We start from the raw sequence: 17,020 nt of genomic DNA, 5'->3' as shown, positions 1-17,020 counted from the left end.
TATAGTTCAATTATGCTAAGATTAGGAACCGGGGACTACCACCTCATGTGAACTAAATGGTATAGAAAATTGATCGGCGGGTGAAACCATATTGAACTGGAACAGCTTGCGAAGTAAACTCATCGTCTTTATGATCCTGGCTGCTGTGATCCCGACGCTGATCTCCATGATGATCAGTTATGTCATGACCACAGGCTCCATGAAGGAACGGGCAGTTACAGAAAACCAGAACCTCCTGTATCAGGGAAGTCTGAATCTTGAAAACGATTTGGAGGAGTTAGATCGCAGCTCCCTGATTGTATATTCGGATCCTGAATTTTTCCGAAGCTTGACCTACAGTCAAGAGGATATCCGGGCCAGCGGGCGGCAGTCCGCTACCCTGCAGACCATTGCCCAATCCGTGAATGATATCATGCAGGTCTATTTGTATATCCCATCCAGACAGGAATCTTCCCTGTACGCCCAAGGCGTTGTAAAAAAAGGAACCGGCTATCCTTTATACAAGGACACTCCGGATCTGGAAAACCAAAGTCTGCAGTTCCAGACTCCCCATCCTATTCATACGTATGGTTTCCAGCTTTCCCATTCTTATCAGCCGGAGCATAAAGTCTTTACCTTATACCGGTCTATCGAAAGAGTCCCTTCCACGGAGCAGCTAGGTATACTCGCCATCGACGTAGATCTCACTTTCTTTTCCCGCATCAGCAGTCAGCTCTATCAGCCTGATCATGAACAGCTCTACATTATGAACGAGGACGGCATGGTTCTGTACTCCGGGAATGAAAGCGTCATCGGAAGCCGGGCAGAACAGTCCTGGGCTGGCCGTGTTCTGGATTCAGGCGGAGGCCAGGGCCATTTTGAAATGAATAAGCATATCTATCTGTATGAGCCTATTGCCGCCCCATCCGGCAGCTGGACGATCGTAAAGGAAATTCCATCTTCCTATCTGCTGCAAAGTGCTGACAAAGCAGCCTTGATCAATATTTTGCTGCTGGCCTTCTCTCTGATTCTCATTATAGGGGCCTCCATCTGGGTATCCGTCTATGTAACCAAGCCGATTCGGGGACTGGTCGGTCTGATGAGCCAGGTTCGCAGCGGAAATATGACCGTGGACGTCCAGTCAGACAGGAAGGATGAAATCGGCATCCTGCACCGCCGTTTCAGCAGCATGATGGATACCATCAATAATCTGATTCTGAGAGAATATAAACTCAAGCTGGCGAACAGCAACAACCAGCTTCGCGCATTACAGGCCCAGGTTAATCCGCATTTCATGAACAATGCCCTGCAGACCATAGGGACACTGGCACTGGAGCACAACATGAAACGGATTTACTCGCTGATCTCTGCACTGGCACGGATGATGCGTTACAGTATGTACAATACGGACAAGCCGGTAACACTGGCGACCGAGCTGAAGCACGTAGAGGATTATATCGAGCTGCAGAAGGAAAGATTTGAGAATCAGTTCCACATCCTTTACGATGTGAAAGACTCGACTCGTGAATTGTTAATACCTAAAATGCTGATTCAGCCCCTGGTTGAAAATTTCTTCAAACATGGGATGGATCCGCTTTCTGATCAAAATGTGATTGGTATCCGGTCGGGATGGCATTCAGGATCTGCTCTGGAAATCACCGTCGAAAATAACGGCCGCTCCATGCCGGAGCCTGCTTTAATGAAACTGCAGGATAAGCTGAAGGAGATTGAAGCTTTGGATATAGAGCAATTGGAAGTCTTCGAGGAAGGAACATCGGACAGCGAAGGAGGCATCGGCCTGCTGAACACGCTCACCCGCTTGAAATTGTTCTACAGAGGGGAAGCAGGGTTCCGGGTCGATAACGTCGCCGAGGGCGGTTTTCGTGTCACGATGAGGATGTATACAGGGGGTGAACGCATTGAGAGCATTGATCGTGGATGATGAGAGCCGCGTTCGAAAAGCCATCCGTCTGCTTGTCCATTGGGAGGAGCACGGGATTACGGAAGTCCATGAGGCGAAAAATGGCATGGAAGCGATGGAGCTGATTCCGCAGCTTCGACCGCATATTGTGCTGCTGGATATGATGATGCCTTTAAAAAACGGGATGGATCTCATGGAATGGATGAATGAGCACACCCCATCCACCAAGTTTCTTGTCATCAGCGGCCATGATGATTTTGACTATGTCCGCAGCACACTGCGGTACAATGGGCTTGATTATATTTTGAAGCCGGTGGATGAAGAACAGATCAACTCCGCCGTAGCCAAAGCAGCCGGCATCTGGCACAGTGAGGAAGAGGAACGGCAGGCCGCCCAGCGCCAGAATGTACAGGTGAACGAATACCGGCCAGCTTATTCTGAGCGGCTTCTGTCTGCCCTTATTGAGGATGAACATGCCCAGGCCCAAACCATGCGCAGGCTGCAGGATGACCGGATTATCCCGGCTGATATTACCGGAATAAGTCTTGGCGTGCTTCAGGTTGATGTTTCGGATCAAGCTTTATTTCAACGTTTTGGGAATCAGTGGGATCTGCTGATGTTTGCGCTGCTGAATATTTGCAACGAATTTCTGCAGGAGAACTCCCGCGGTCTCGCCTTCCGGTACCCTGGCGTCAAAAACCACATCATATTCCTGATGTGGGGACACCCGGAAACCAGAATTTCATTGCTGGAACAGATTAATCAAGGCATGGAAAATACACTTGGACGCCGCATGCATTTTGGACTCAGCTCCCCCGGGCATAGTCTCGATGAAATACCGAAGCTGTACCGGCAAGTCAACGCGGTCCTCGGGACACGCAACCTGCTGGAGATGAATCACTATATTCATTCTGCAGAGAGACCGGAAGACACAGGACGCTTTCCTCAGCTTCCATTCAGTCATACCGAGGATGCATGGAGACTGGCCGTCTTGAGCGGACAGGAGACCGTGATTCGGGAGGCTGTACAGGCTTGGACTTCAGACATACGAAAATCCGGACGGATCAGTCCGGAAATGCTGAAGCAGTGGAATCGGGACATTGAGCGCTTTCTCACGGGACTGCCGTATGAAATATCCCCTTCGGCGGCTGATCCTCTCCTTGCTGAATACCAGCAGGCTGCGGCGGAGTTTACCGCTCCAGATCCATATCGATACCGATTGCATCTCCAGGATTGGCAGGATTACTGGGAAGAATTGCTGCTTCTTATGTCACGGACACTGCAGTCTCTGAAACCGGAGGGCGGCGAATTGATACAAGATATTACCTCCTATATCGATCACCATTATGCCAGCGATGTGTCTTTATATGATCTGTCCGCCCAGTTCCATGTCAGCCGGGAATATGTGTCGCGCAAGTTCAAGCAGACACACGGCATTAACATACCGGAGTACATTAACCGAATCCGCACTGCTAAAGCTAAGGTGCTGCTTCGGAGCCCGGATATGAAAATATCCAAAATTGCGGAAACGGTCGGGTTCAAAAACGAGAAATACTTCAGCCTTGTATTCAAGAAGCATGAGGGACTATCGCCTAACGATTATCGGAAAGCCAGCCAGTCTGGTTAAAGCCTGAACTACAGCAAGGGCCGTCTACCGTAGAAGCTTTACGGTGGACGGCCCTTTTGGCAGACACCCGGGACTTGGTCCGAGGTGACTGATATGATCTTTATCTGGTTTGGGGTTGATATGAACGGGTGACGATTTTATAGCCACCGGCTTCCTGCTTGGTACCACGCAGCTCACTGCCGCGGCGCTCCAGCACATCACTTTCATAGACGTTCACGGTATGGAATGCCGGTTCGGCATCCAGAACAGCCGACCCGGCGCCGAGGTTGAACCAGCGTGCAATGACATCACCGGTTTCCTGAGACATTTTCAGTGTAGAAAATGCCAGAGTAGAGCCTTCGCTGTTCCATTTGAGCCATTGGCCTGAGAGAGGAAGGCTGATTTCAGTTGCATCGGCATTCTCTGAATGATCTGCCAGCGTACCAGCCTGAACCGCTGTCCACGGAACCGGGAATTGATAAGCCTCAGCGTAAGCACCGGATTCCGCACCATCTCCCTGTTGCGGGATGATTGCATACTCCACGCTCTGTTCTCCGATGCACTGGGCTTCCGGAGTCTCGAACACACCCCAGTCTCCCAGCTCGGACGATGCCCGAAGCAGCGTAACCGCGATCGTATTCCGACCATCCAGCAGCACTTCGTATTCATTCAATCCTTTGTTCGCAACAACCAGGCCGGCATCTCCGTCCGTGACGTGCACGAAAGCCTGCTGGTGCTGGGCATTGCTTGGATTAATCCATTCTTTGGCTGGTACATTGCTGCGCTTCGCCACCTCAAAGATGGAATCGGCATAATGGACATCGCTTGCCAGATCGGTCGGGAACAGCGCACGCAGGCGGTGATCCTTCGCCTGGTTATTGAAGCTTGTTCTCACTTTCACCATATCGCTGCCTGCTTCCAGCGTATATGTGGTGGTCAGAACCAGCGGTACTGTTGTCTCCATCCGCTGTGCCTTTCGCTCTGTGAACGGAACCATAACACGCTTCTCATACTCAAACCTTTCATTTGCACCCGCAGGGATGTCCCAACGCAGTACACTTTGAATGACTGCACGATAAGGCGATTGCTCCACCACCGAGATTTCCGCTTTCAGATGCTCCGTCGTTAATGCCTTCTCGCCTTCCGGCTGACGGTAGACATATTCATTGCCAATATCCCCGGTGTTCTCATACACGTTCAAGCCTGCAAATACCTTGCCTGATGCTTTATGAGTAACCGTCACACTGCCGTTTGATTCCACGCTTGCGATCAGCTTCCCGTTCTCCATGACTGTCCCGTTCACCTGGACAGCATCCACATTACGGCCTGCAGCTGCATCATCCTTCTTCACCAGCGCGAACGTTTGGTATCCCAGTGCCGCTGCATCTGATGTCAGGAAGGTTACGCGAACCTTTCTTGCCATATACGGCTGGCGGAAACGGTCTTTAGGAAGCTCGTAACCGAAATGTGCTCCAAGGTCCTGTATATGAGCCGGGTACACCAAACCATGTTCATCCACAACTTGATACGCTCCAAACTCCTGTGTTTCGAGGTCCGAAGCAAGTGCCGCAGGGCTCGGTCCTTCAGGGAAATACTTCTTGTCCAGTATCAGATCGATGTCGATGACTCCGCTCCGGTTCCAGCCGCTCGTATTAAACACCGTGAAAGGTACGGAGTCCTCACCCCAATGCTTGGACTGCTGCGTATCAACCGCTCCGGCAATGGCCTTGGCACTCTGCGAAATAATCATCTCAGCTGTATGCCTGCTCTTGGCGAAACGCGTCACCATTTCACGGTGTACTTCATCTACACTGCAGCCGCAGATGCTGTCATGCGGATGATTCTGCATCAGCGTTTTCCAAGCATAGGTAAACAGATGGTGAGGATATTCTTTGACACCGGCCAGCTGTGCAAATGCGGCCAGCGGTTCCGCAGCTTTTTCCAGCAGGGTCTGGCCAAACTGATTCATCTGCTTCAGGTAGACTCGAGCCGAAGCGGTATTGACCAAGGTCCCCCATCCATCTGTATGCTGACTGCGCAGCTCACCTTCAATGACAGCCAGATCATTTGGCACGTTCTGGCTGACAGCCTCGATATAATCGTCAAAGTTGGAGTGAACAAATTCTACATCCGCGTACAGCTTGGAGGAGACCCGGATCGCTTCCGCCAGATCGGTCTGGATCGGCTGATGATCACAGCCATTCATGAAGAGCAGATGCGGCGTCGAAGCGAATTTTTCGGCCTCCGCTAAATTTTTGTCCCAGTAAGCTTTAGCCGCTTCCGGTTCATTCGGTACCTCCATACCGTTGCAGTACCAGTTCGCAAACAAGATGCCGAGCACCTCGGATCCGTCCGGCGAACGCCAGATCATCTCCGAATATGGGGATTCATAGCTGTCCGCATCCACGACCGCATTGTTAAACCCTGTCGGCTTTACACCACGTCCGAATATCGCATTGCCGATGCCCGCCTGCTGCAAAATTTGAGGAGCCTGCCCCATATTACCGAAGGAATCCGGAAAATATCCGGTCTTGGAAATGACCCCGAATGGCTTAGCATCCTGGTGGCCAACCAGCAAATTCCGCAGATTCGCTTCGCTGCTGGTCAGGAACTCATCCTGAAGGATATACCATGGCCCGAATTGAATCCGCCCTTCTCGGATGTAGCGGTCCAGCCGCTCCTGCTGTTCCGGACGAACCTGAAGATAATCGTCGCGGATGATTGTCTGTCCGTCGAGATGGAAATACCGGTACTCCGGATCACGGTCCAGCGTATCCAGAAGCTGATCCATCAGCTCCACCAGCAGGGTGTGATGATATTCATAAGGCATATACCATTCCCGGTCCCAATGGGTATGCGAGATCAGGTGTGCCGTCTTTTTGGTTGTCATGCCGTTTAAACCTCCTTGATTAACCTTTGGTTGCTCCTCCCATGCTGAAGCCCTTGGACATATAACGCTGGGAGAAAATATACAGAATCACGGATGGCATTGTGTACAGCAGCGAGAACGCCGCCAGCCTGCCGTATTCCACCATCCCGTGGCTGCCGAAGAACTGGTATATCGTAACCGATGCCGGAAGCTTGTCCGGAGTCTGAAGCAGGATATACGGAACAAAGAAGTTACCCCAGCTGCCGGAGAATGTAAAGATCGCAATCGTAGCGATACCCGGAAGCATCAGCGGTGATACTACCTTGCGAAGCCCTGTCCAGACGGACGCCCCATCCATCCATGAAGCTTCTTCCAGATCGATAGGAACCGAATCCATGAAGTTCTTCATCATCCAAATCCCGTAAGGCAGTGATGAGGATGTCAGAAACAGCATCGTGGCAATGATAGAGTTCTGAAGCTTGAAGAACAGAAACATTTGAAATACAGGAACCATCACCGCCGTAATCGGCAGCGCGGTCATAAACAAAATAGAAAGCATGAAGCTTTTCTTGAATCTCATCTCATACCGTGACAGCGGGTATGCTGCAAGCACGGAAACGACGACGACAATAATAGCTTGTCCGCCGGACAACAGTATACCGATTCCGAAGGAACGCAGATTACTCGGATCCCCCAGTACGTCGGAGAAATTTTTCAATGTAAAAGTATCCGGCACTTTAATCCCCTGCTGAGCATTGGGATCGAAGGCCGCGAGAATGATCCACAGCAGCGGCAGCAGGAAGCAAATCCCGAGAAAGACCAGTATGCCGTATTGAACTTTGCGTAATGCACCATGTTTGACCATGCGTCAACGCACCTCCTTCGATGTTACACCTTGACTTTCATTGACCGCATGTAGAACAGGCTGGCAATGATGCCGATAAATAAGAGCACAAGTGAGATAGCTGTGCCATAACCGAATTGATAATTCACGAACGCCTGGTTATACATGAATATAGGCAGCGTGTTCGTGGATGTTCCCGGACCACCGCCGGTCATCGTATAAATGAGCGTAAATACGCCCAGGGTTTGAAGCGTAACCAGCATCATGTTCGTGACAATAGAGCCTTTGACCATTGGAATCGTGATATACCGGAGAATCTGGAAGTTGGTTGCACTGTCGATCACCGCAGCCTCTTCGATATCTTTTGGAATTTCATCCAGCGCCGATTGGTATACCATCATGGAAAATGCAGTTCCGTGCCAGATATTCGCAATGATGACACTGACCATCGGGAAGCTGAACAGCCAGGATACCGGGTTCGCGCCAAACCATCCGAGGATTTGGTTCAAGGAACCGTTATCACTGAAGAAAGCGACCATACAGAAGGCGACTACAATCTCCGGCGTCACCCAGCCGGCAATTACGATTAGACCGATAATCCGGCGGAACGTCATGTTCTTCTCCTTCATCAGCAATGCAAGAATGAATCCAAGCACGACCTGGCCGATGACGGCGGAGAATATCAGGAACGTCAGCGTCCGCCATACACTGATGCGAAAATCAGGATCCTGAAACATATTTACAAAGTTCTGGAAACCGACAAACTCCAGATTCTGTGCTGCCGATCCGGTTAATGCCATGTTTGTAAAGGCAAAACCGATGGTTAATATAATCGGAACGATGAAGAATATGAGCAGCAGTAAAACAGACGGCATTAAAAACCAATAGGCACCGGGGCCTTTCCTCTTCATACGTTACACTCCCTTCCAACCCGAAAAGGGGGATCTGCGTCATAGCCTCCCCCGGGTTCGGATCACATTTACTTCTCTTCTATGCTGTCCGCACCCAATGTACGGGATACGTTATCTTTTAGTTGTTGAACGCCCTGTTCAGGAGTCAGCTTGCCGGAAGCAATGCCTTCTACAATACTTTGCAGCTGTGCAGACACCGCAGCGTACTGATCATTAGCCGGACGGAAGTGTGCTACATTCAGCAGTTCCTGTGCTTCTTCTACAAACGGACGGTCTGTATAACCTTCGACGTCAGTCGAATCATCACGCGGACTCAGACTTCCTTCTGCGACAACACGAGCGGTTGCATTTTCCTTGTTCATTAGGAACTCGAGGAACTTCCAAGCTTCTTCTTTATTTTTGGCATTGGCTGGAATGGACCATGCCCATCCGCCAGACATTGTTGTCGATCCAGGCTCTTGACCGTCCTGCGTTGGGAATGGGGCAAAGCCCATTTTCTCTTCCGCATTTTCGATCGGGGCGGCACCGTTCTCAGACCAGGTCGTTCCTGCCCAGCTGCCATCTACCGCCATCGCGAGCTTGTCCTGAGGAAACAGCTGTTCAAATGCAATACTGCCAGCTTGTCCGTTCAACGCTACCTGCATCGTCGGACCGGTTTTATCTTCATTAAAGACTTGATCAATAAACTTGAAGGAATCCAGCAATCCCGGACTGTTCACGACCCACTTCTTGGTTTCATCGTTATAAAGCGTATCTTCGGTGCCGTACAGAAGCATTTCCAGTGTCTGCATGGTGACCCCTTCACCGCTCGATTTGCCGACAATCATGTTCAGCGGCGTGACGCCTGGCAGCTTGTCTTTAATGGTACGTGCGGCGGACAATACATCTTCCCAGCTGGAAGGCTGGAATGGAACTTCAAGTCCTGCTTTGGTGAACAGCTCTTTGTTATACCAGATACCGCGGGTATCGGATGTAGCCGGCACACCATAAATTTTGCCGTCTTCACCGGTAACACCGGATTTGAGATTTTCAATGATATGGTCGTTCCAGTCGGACCAGCCCTTCACCTTCTCATCCAGCGGTTCCAGATATCCTGCGGCCGCATCGGATTTAATAATCGAAGTATCTTCAGCCACAATATCAGGCGCCGTATCCGGCGATTTCATTTGCAGCACCATTTTGGATGTGTAATCACCTTCACTGGCGAGAACCGGAGCGATTTCAATGTTGATATCCGGGTTTTCTTCTTCAAACTTCTCTACCAGGCCGGATTTGAAAAACTTCGCCAGAGAATCATCCGAGCCGGTGGAGCGGAACGAGATCGTAACGTTCTTCTTGCCGTCAGCAGACTGACCGGAGTCACTTCCGCCGCTGGAGCAAGCTGTAGTAAGTACAAGCAAAGAGGTCATGGCAATCATTAAAGAAGATTTCAGTTTATTCGTTTTCATGAATAGTATCCCCCTCAAAAGGGCCCTGTGGGCTCCTTAATTAAATTGAACCTGCGCGGCAGTCTGCAAGGCAGCAGTCCGCCTGTATTTATTTCTGAACGGTAATTCCGCAGTAGTCCATGATCAGCTCACTGAAGAGCATGTTGGACCATGAGAACCATGGGCGTGTAAACTCATGAGGATCATCCGCAGAAAAGCCTTCATGAGTAAGTCCTGTCCCCGCATCCGTATCCTGAATCAGTTGAAGCAGACGCGCCTTCTCTTCTCTATCCGGAGAGGTAAGTCCCTGCATCGACAGTGCGATATGCCAGATGTACCCTTCCGGTGTATGCGGACTGCCGATCCCGCTTGCGGCCTTGCCTTGATAGAAGTATGGATTATCCTGACTTAAAATAAACTTTCGTGTATTGAGATAGATTTCATCATTCTCATCGCTGTAGCCCAGATATGGCAGTGCCAGCAAGCTTGGTACATTAGCATCGTCCATCAGGTTATAGCTGCCCATGCCGTCTGTTTCGTAAGCATAGATTTTTCCATACTCCGGATGATCTACAACGCCGTACTCCTGGATGCCCTTGTTGATTTCTTCTGCCAGTGCAGCTGCATCCGCTGCCAGCTGTGTGTCTTTGTATACCGTTTCCGCAATTTCGGTCAGATAGCGGAGCGCTACCACGGCGAACATGTTGGATGGAACCAGGTAACCGTATTCACAGCAGTCATCACTTGGACGGAAGCCGGACCAAGTCATGCCGGTGTAGGCGGTCTCACTGCCCTTGCCTTCCCTGACCAGCGTATCGGTTGCAGGCGCATTCAATCGCTGGAACGTATAAGGAGACTGCGTTTCATGATGCTGCTCTACACGCCAAAGCTTGATAATCTCTTGTGCTGCCTGGCGGAACGTATCATTAAACTGCGAGGTCATACCGCTGTTCTTCCAGAGCAGATAGCTGAGCTGAATCGGATAAGCCAAAGAGTCAATTTCATATTTGCGCTCCCAGATCCATGGCGTCATGTCTGTGACATCATCCTGATGCCCTTTTCCATTTTCAGTTTCATTAAAAGCGTTTGCATACGGGTCAAGAATGATGTATGCCATCTGACGCTGGACCAATCCGGCAATCATCTCTGCGATCTCCGGATCTTCCTTCGCAAGAACCAGATACGGACGAACCTGCGCTGCCGAATCTCTCAGCCACATGGCCGGAATATCACCGGTTATCACAAAAGTTGTACCATCATCATGCCGCTGAATCGTGGTTTGGATCGTATTCTTGAAACAGTTTTCAAACATTTCCGTAAGCTTAAGCTCATCTGGAAGCTTGTCCTTCACCGTCTGTATCATATGGACGATCGAGTGTGGAATAGCGCTAGTATTCTGAGATGTCAAATGAGTACCCCCTTGTTCATGCTGTTGAATTTAAATCGCTTTCACCATCCTATTCCTAATATAACAATATGTCAATATGTTTAGTTAAAATAAATGGTATTAAATATCTAACATAATCTGTTATGACATAACATTTATCATGAATGGTATACATTTCATTTTCACAGCATAAAAAAACAGGCCAGGAATCCATAAGTGGATGTATCCTGACCTGTTTTTCGTTTCAAAACTTGTGGTTCATGGTTTATTTTCTTACTGTTTCAGTAGAGTTCCCGGTCACTAGACTGGCAGGAAGCTGAATACGCTGGACAGCGGTTTCCCCCTTCTGCATATCCACTACCATCTCGAAGGCTTTCTTGCCCATCTGGAACTGATCCTGGCGCATATGGGTAATTTCACAATGCTCCACACTTTCGGAGCTGTCAAAGCAGATCAGGGACAAGTCTTCGGGAATCCGAAGCTTCAGCTGCTCTGCCGCTTCTACAGCAAGCATAGCAATATGGTACTCAGCCGCGAATAAAGCTGTGATTTCAGGATGACTCTTCAGATGTTCTACCAGATGATCCACATCCCGGCGTCGTGCCTGGGGATCGAATACATTCGGCAGCGAGGACAGCAGCGATTCATACCACAATTCCCTGGACGCAGGAATCCCAGCCTCAGCGTAAACCTCAAGGATTCCTTCAATCCGTTCTTCGATCGCCGTTGTGTTAGCGGGCGGCTGTGTTAAAAATGCGATGTTCCGGTGTCCTAAGGAGAGCAGATGCTCCGTCCCTTCCCTGGCTGCCTTTATGTTGTCGGTTATGACAGAAGAAGCAGGGATCCCCTTTAGGTAACGGTCAATGAGTACAAACGGGAATTTTTCAATGACAAGCTTTAAGATCTCCGCACTAAAAAACTCTCCCTGAACCGGGAAAATAATAAGTCCGTCCACACCGAGCTCCAGCAGCTCCTGAATCATCCGGTCTTCCTGTTCTGGAATGCCGAAAGAGCGCCGGATGACAAGGAATGAATCCCGCTCCCTAGAGGCCTCCTCCATACCGTAGATCAGCTCTGTTCCGTACATATCGCTGAAGGTAGTGATGACAAGCCCGATCAAAAGCTTGTTCTTTCTGCCCCGTCCTGCCGGCTGCGGCACTATCTTCTGCACAGGCTCTCCCGAACCGTCAGCTACAAAAGATCCCCGGCCGGGCTGACGGATAATCAGCTGCTCCGCCGCCAGCATTTCAAGCGCTTTCTTCGATGTAATGCGGCTGACTCCAAACTCATCACAAAGTTCCTTCTCCGAAGGCACTCTGTCCCCTACTTTATATTTATGATGAAGGATCCTCTCCTTCAAAGCTTCAAAAATTTGTTCATACATCGGACCCGATGTTGATTCACCTGCCAAATTGAAGCACCTCCACGAAAACCTATTTACTGCGCATATTTTAACCTAATATATCATGGTATATTAGGTTTGTGAAGATCTAAAGCGAATTTCTTTGTTTATCGCTTTATTAACCATGTAAACGTTTTATACCATAAATGGAAAAGCGGCAGAACCGATATGGCTCTACCGCTTTCTAACTTCTATGTTTCTACACCCCTGGCAGGCACCTTTATAATCTTTCCAGGATTCTTACACCACGGCCAGGCACCTGAAGTGACTCCAGGACCTCCTCACCGCTCAGAAGATCCTTAAACCGTTCTCCGTTCAAAGGAACGCTTGACTCCTCCGCAAGATGATTAAGCACAAATGTATAAGTACGGCCTTCCTTCGTACGGCTCGACACTTCCACTCCAGCCGGAGCATTCAGAACTGGCTCGATGCCGTGCTCTCTGCAGATTTCAGCCAGCAGATCTTTCAGCATTCCGGTTTCCGGGCTCGTTGCGACATACCATGCTTTTCCTTTGCCGAAGCGGTTCACGGTAAGCGCCGGCGTACCTTTATAATAATCCTCACCATATTGCGCGATAACCTCTGCTCCCTCTGTATGAATGACATCACACAATATGCCGCATTCATAGGAGCCTTTCAGCTGACCCTGTTCCGAGGTGACTTCCACGCGGTTGCTGTGACCCGGCAGCAGTGCATCAATTTCTTCAGCCCAGATCCCGAGCAGATTGCGGAGCTCACCCGGATAGCCGCCCAGCGTAACCAGATCGCACTCATTCACAATGCCGCTGAAGAAGGTCGTCAGGAAGGTTCCGCCTGCGGCCGTAAACTCTTCCACCCGCTTCGCAAATCCAGGCTTCACCATATACATGACTGGAGCAATAACGACATCATAGCTGCTCAGGTTTTCTTCTACGCTGACCATATCGGTCTGAATGTTCAGATCAAATAAGGCGCCGTAATATTTATGAACCTCGTCCACATATTTAAGCGCAATGCTCGGACCGCTCGTTAAATCCAAAGCCCAGCGGTTCTCCCAGTCAAATATAATGGCAACCTTGGCATCCACACGAGCATCCAGCAGTGTATCTCCCAGCTGCTGCAGCTCTGTTCCCAGCTCTGCGCATTCCTTAAAGGTGCGGGTCTGTTCGGTTCCCACATGGTCTATGACCGCGCCATGGTATTTCTCACAAGCGCCGATGGAGCGCCGCAGTTGGAAGAACATGACCGTATCGGCTCCACGGGCCACAGCCTGGTAGCTCCACAACCGCATAACGCCGGGACGCTTGGCAGAGTTATAAGGCTGCCAGTTCTGCACGCTGGGTGTCTGTTCCATCAGCATAAAGGGCTGACCGCTCTTCAATCCCCGCATGAGATCATGGGTCATGGCCGTAAAGCTGACCGGCGTGTCCAGCGAAGGGTAGTTATCCCAGGAAATGACGTCCATCTCTTTAGCCCACTCAAAATAATCCAGTTCCGGATAAAAGCCCATCAGGTTCGTCGTAACCGGGATATCCGGAGTGACCGCTTTCAACTCGTCCCGCTCAATCTTGTAACACTCCAGCAGGCTTGCCGATTGAAAACGGCGGTAGTCCAGCGAAATGCCCTGGAAATTCGTGCGATTGCCCGACCACTCCTCACTCAGCGCGTTCGGCACCACAATGTCATCCCAATCATAGAACGTGTGGCCCCAGAAACGGGTATTCCATGCCTTGTTGACTGCCTCAAGCGACCCGTAGCGCTGCTCCAGCCATTTCCGGAAAGCGGATGCACAATTGTCGCAATAGCAGTAACCGCCGTATTCGTTAGATACATGCCAGATCAGCAGCCCAGGATGATCCTTATATCTTTCCGCCAGCTTCCGGGCCATAACTGCCGAATATTTGCGGTATGTGGGGCTATTCGGACAAGAATTATGACGTCCGCCGAATCTCCGTTTACGTCCTTCATAATCCACCCGCAGTATATCGGGGTATTTCCGTGCCATCCAGGCCGGGTGTGCTGCCGTGCTGGTAGCAAGACAAGCATAAACACCATTCTTGTACAAACGATCCAGTGTCTCATCCAGCCAGCCGAAATCATATGTATCCTCATCCGGCTGATTCAAAGCCCAGGAGAATACATTAACGGTCGCGACATCGATGCCCGCCATCTTGAACAGGCGGTCATCCTCTTTCCAGGTTTCTTCGTCCCACTGCTCAGGGCTGTAATCCCCGCCGTACCACATTTTTGGCAGTTTTTCATTAATCATTGTTCTTCACTTCCTCGTGATTAGAATGTATGAACACATTGTACGATTCGCCGGAAAATGTTTCAAACCTGCAAATCCGGCCTTCTGCCTTACATTTTCCATCTGACCCTTCTATATACAATGGTTCTGACCCGCTTATCGTACAAATTCCGCCATGTGTGGATATGATCGCTGCCGAGCTCAAATGCCCTTCACTCCACTTCATATCCACGGTAAAGCCTCCGCGCGCTTTTAACCCCCGTACTGCTCCTTCCTGCCATGCTTGAGGCAGTGCCGGAAGCAGGCGGATGATTTCATTCTGGCTTTGGAGCAGCATTTCCGCCATTCCTGCCGTTCCCCCGAAATTCGCGTCAATCTGAAACGGCGGGTGATCCCCGAACAGGTTCGGATTGACAGAACGGGTAAGCAAAGTGCGGACATAGTCATAAGCCGCCTCGCCATCTTGAAGGCGGGCATACAGATTGATCAGCCATACACAGCTCCACCCCGTATGGCCGCCTCCGTGGTTCAGCCGGGAAGCCAGGGATGCACTCGCTGCTGCAGCTAGATCCGGTGTTTCTTCCATCGTAATGTCCTCTCCGGGGTAAACTCCGTACAGATGTGATACATGACGATGTCCCGGCTCGCCTTCACGGAAAGGCTCCAGCCACTCCATCAGTTTCCCGTCCCCGTCAATGCTGTACGGAGCCAGGCTGGACACAATAGCCTCCCATTCTCTTCGCAGTTCACCATCACAGTCCAGCATGTCTGAAGCCTGGATTCCTAGGCGGAGCAGGTCACGGATCAGCGCCATGTCCATTGTAGAACCGGCGGATACGCTGCAGGGCTCCCCTTCCGGGGTCAGAAACAGATTTTCCGGTGATGTGGACGGGCTTGTGATCCTCCTTCCGTTGTCATCCTCAATGAGCCAATCCTGGCAGAACAGTGCAGCGCCCTTGATCAGCGGATATGCTGTCCCCCGCAGGTAGTCCAGATCCGGCTGGAATATATAATGCTCCCATACATGACGGCACAGCCACACTCCGCTCATCGGCCAGAACGCCCAGGAAGCTTTGCCATCACTCGGCGTCGATTTTCGCCATAAATCCACATTGTGATGGGCGGCCCAACCTCTGCAGCCATAATGGATGCGGGCTGTGCGGGCTCCCGTTTGGCTCAGCTCGCCGATCATGGCAATCAGGGGCTCATGACATTCACTCAGATTGGTGATTTCAGCGGGCCAATAATTCATTTCCAGATTGATATTCGTCGTAAATCCGCTGCCCCAGGGCGGCTGAACATGGTGATTCCAGATCCCCTGCAGATTGGCAGGCTGCGTTCCAGGACGTGAACTGGCCATAAGTAAATAACGGCCGTATTGAAACATAAGCCCTTCCAGCCCATGATCTTCAGCGCCTTCCGAATAAGCGCGCAGACGCGCATCAGTTGGCATGTCCACAGATGACGCGGAACTTCCCAGCTTCAGCTCCACGCGATGGAACATATTCATGTGGTCCTCAAGGTGCCGCCGGAGCAGGTTGTCATACCCCTGCTGCTGCGCTTCCTTGATTCTTCGAGCACATACGGCCTCCGGCAGCTCACTTCCGCTGCCCGGCATCTTATCGTATCCGGCATAATCTGTGGCGGCATCGATATGGAATGTCACACTGGCTGTGCCGGTAATGAACAGCTTCCCGTCCTGGACGTCAAGCCTCCCTCCATCCCTTTCAATGCTCAGCAGCATGTTAAACTTCAGTCCCAAACCTTCCTCATACAGCACAGGCTGTGGATGATCACCGAGATAGTTGTCCGCAATATGTATCGGTGCCCGGCCGCTCATTACTAATCCGTTCTTCGAGCCTCGAACATCATGCTCTAAGGGAGAGCTTAACTCGACCTCCAAATTCATCGTGCTGCCGTCGCTGCAGCTGTATTTCAGCACAGCTGTCTTGTCTACCGCACTGATGAACATCTCCCGGGTATACAGCACACCATTGGATGAAAAAACGACCTTCGATATCCCCCGGCTCAGGTCCAGCGATCTGCGGTAATCTTCTACATTTTCCAGAGACAGACCTGCCTGTCTGATCATCAGATCACCCAGCGGAAGGAAGGCTTCCGCGTGCTGTCCCAGCATGCGCTGCTCGATCAGCTCCTCGGCCTGAAGATACTGCCCAGACGCCAACAGCTCCCTCGCTTTAGCCAGATACCGAACCGTATCGTAGTTATGCATATCGCGGGGATATCCCGACCACAGTGTATCTTCATTCCATTGAATTTTTTCTTCCGGCACACCTCCAAAGACCATCGCACCTAACCGTCCATTTCCTAACGGAAGCGCCTCTTCCCAAATCCCCGCGGGTTTACTGTACCAAAGATGGTTCTCCGTCATTTGCTCCTGTACAGTCAATGTCATTCCTGCCTCCTTCCATAAAGCAAAGGGGCCG

10 protein-coding genes are annotated in these 17,020 nt (G+C 50.7%); 2 read left to right on the top strand and 8 right to left on the bottom strand.

What is annotated here, in order from left to right; all coding sequences use genetic code 11:
* Nucleotides 1-91: 91 nt before the first annotated feature.
* Both HII30_RS15825 and HII30_RS15820 read left to right on the top strand, forming a co-directional pair.
* The gene (locus tag HII30_RS15825) at nucleotides 92-1,921 is read left to right on the top strand and encodes a cache domain-containing sensor histidine kinase (protein WP_246246527.1); all 1,830 of its coding nucleotides are present in this window, start codon (nucleotides 92-94) and stop codon (nucleotides 1,919-1,921) included.
* The gene (locus HII30_RS15820; RefSeq protein WP_169506017.1) at nucleotides 1,899-3,527 is read left to right on the top strand and encodes a response regulator; all 1,629 of its coding nucleotides are present in this window, start codon (nucleotides 1,899-1,901) and stop codon (nucleotides 3,525-3,527) included. The genes HII30_RS15825 and HII30_RS15820 overlap by 23 nt, the downstream gene beginning before the upstream one ends.
* Before the next feature lie 100 nt (nucleotides 3,528-3,627).
* Here the strand turns inward: HII30_RS15820 and HII30_RS15815 are convergent, their stop codons facing one another.
* From HII30_RS15815 to HII30_RS15780, 8 genes are all read right to left on the bottom strand, one after another.
* Nucleotides 3,628-6,396, bottom strand: coding sequence for an alpha-mannosidase (locus HII30_RS15815; protein ID WP_169506016.1), 2,769 nt, complete (start codon nucleotides 6,394-6,396; stop codon nucleotides 3,628-3,630).
* A gap of 19 nt (nucleotides 6,397-6,415) precedes the next feature.
* Nucleotides 6,416-7,240 carry a carbohydrate ABC transporter permease gene (locus tag HII30_RS15810; protein WP_169506015.1) on the bottom strand — a complete coding sequence of 275 codons (825 nt, stop codon included), beginning with the start codon at nucleotides 7,238-7,240 and terminating at the stop codon, nucleotides 6,416-6,418.
* Between the two features lie 23 nt (nucleotides 7,241-7,263).
* A complete protein-coding gene (locus HII30_RS15805; RefSeq protein WP_169506014.1) occupies nucleotides 7,264-8,130 on the bottom strand; it encodes a carbohydrate ABC transporter permease in 867 nt (288 codons plus the stop codon).
* A 68-nt stretch (nucleotides 8,131-8,198) separates the two neighbouring features.
* Nucleotides 8,199-9,578 carry an extracellular solute-binding protein gene (locus HII30_RS15800; protein WP_169506013.1) on the bottom strand — a complete coding sequence of 460 codons (1,380 nt, stop codon included), beginning with the start codon at nucleotides 9,576-9,578 and terminating at the stop codon, nucleotides 8,199-8,201.
* Between the two features lie 88 nt (nucleotides 9,579-9,666).
* Nucleotides 9,667-10,920 (bottom strand): glycoside hydrolase family 125 protein, encoded by a 1,254-nt coding sequence (locus HII30_RS15795; protein ID WP_169506079.1) that lies wholly within the window; start codon nucleotides 10,918-10,920, stop codon nucleotides 9,667-9,669.
* A 289-nt stretch (nucleotides 10,921-11,209) separates the two neighbouring features.
* Nucleotides 11,210-12,355, bottom strand: a complete 1,146-nt coding sequence (locus HII30_RS15790; RefSeq protein ID WP_246246526.1) for a GntR family transcriptional regulator — start codon at nucleotides 12,353-12,355, stop codon at nucleotides 11,210-11,212.
* A 211-nt stretch (nucleotides 12,356-12,566) separates the two neighbouring features.
* Nucleotides 12,567-14,594 (bottom strand): beta-galactosidase, encoded by a 2,028-nt coding sequence (locus HII30_RS15785; RefSeq protein ID WP_169506012.1) that lies wholly within the window; start codon nucleotides 14,592-14,594, stop codon nucleotides 12,567-12,569.
* Entirely contained in the window at nucleotides 14,587-16,989 is a 2,403-nt protein-coding gene (locus HII30_RS15780) for a glycoside hydrolase family 95 protein (protein WP_169506011.1), read from the bottom strand. Before HII30_RS15780 ends, HII30_RS15785 begins: the two co-directional genes overlap by 8 nt.
* Nucleotides 16,990-17,020 lie beyond the last annotated feature (31 nt).

The organism is Paenibacillus lemnae, from assembly GCF_012933385.1.
GTDB classification, from domain to species: Bacteria; Bacillota; Bacilli; order Paenibacillales; family Paenibacillaceae; genus Paenibacillus_AQ; species Paenibacillus_AQ lemnae.
This window is presented reverse-complemented; position numbering and strand designations above follow the sequence as displayed.

Coding starts and splice junctions, on each gene's coding strand:
- HII30_RS15810 (WP_169506015.1), bottom strand. CDS start 7,240: ATGGTCAAACATGGTGCATTACGCAAAGTTCAATACGGCATACTGGTC.
- HII30_RS15795 (WP_169506079.1), bottom strand. CDS start 10,920: ATGATACAGACGGTGAAGGACAAGCTTCCAGATGAGCTTAAGCTTACG.
- HII30_RS15815 (WP_169506016.1), bottom strand. CDS start 6,396: ATGACAACCAAAAAGACGGCACACCTGATCTCGCATACCCATTGGGAC.
- HII30_RS15800 (WP_169506013.1), bottom strand. CDS start 9,578: ATGAAAACGAATAAACTGAAATCTTCTTTAATGATTGCCATGACCTCT.
- HII30_RS15785 (WP_169506012.1), bottom strand. CDS start 14,594: ATGATTAATGAAAAACTGCCAAAAATGTGGTACGGCGGGGATTACAGC.
- HII30_RS15805 (WP_169506014.1), bottom strand. CDS start 8,130: ATGAAGAGGAAAGGCCCCGGTGCCTATTGGTTTTTAATGCCGTCTGTT.
- HII30_RS15780 (WP_169506011.1), bottom strand. CDS start 16,989: ATGACATTGACTGTACAGGAGCAAATGACGGAGAACCATCTTTGGTAC.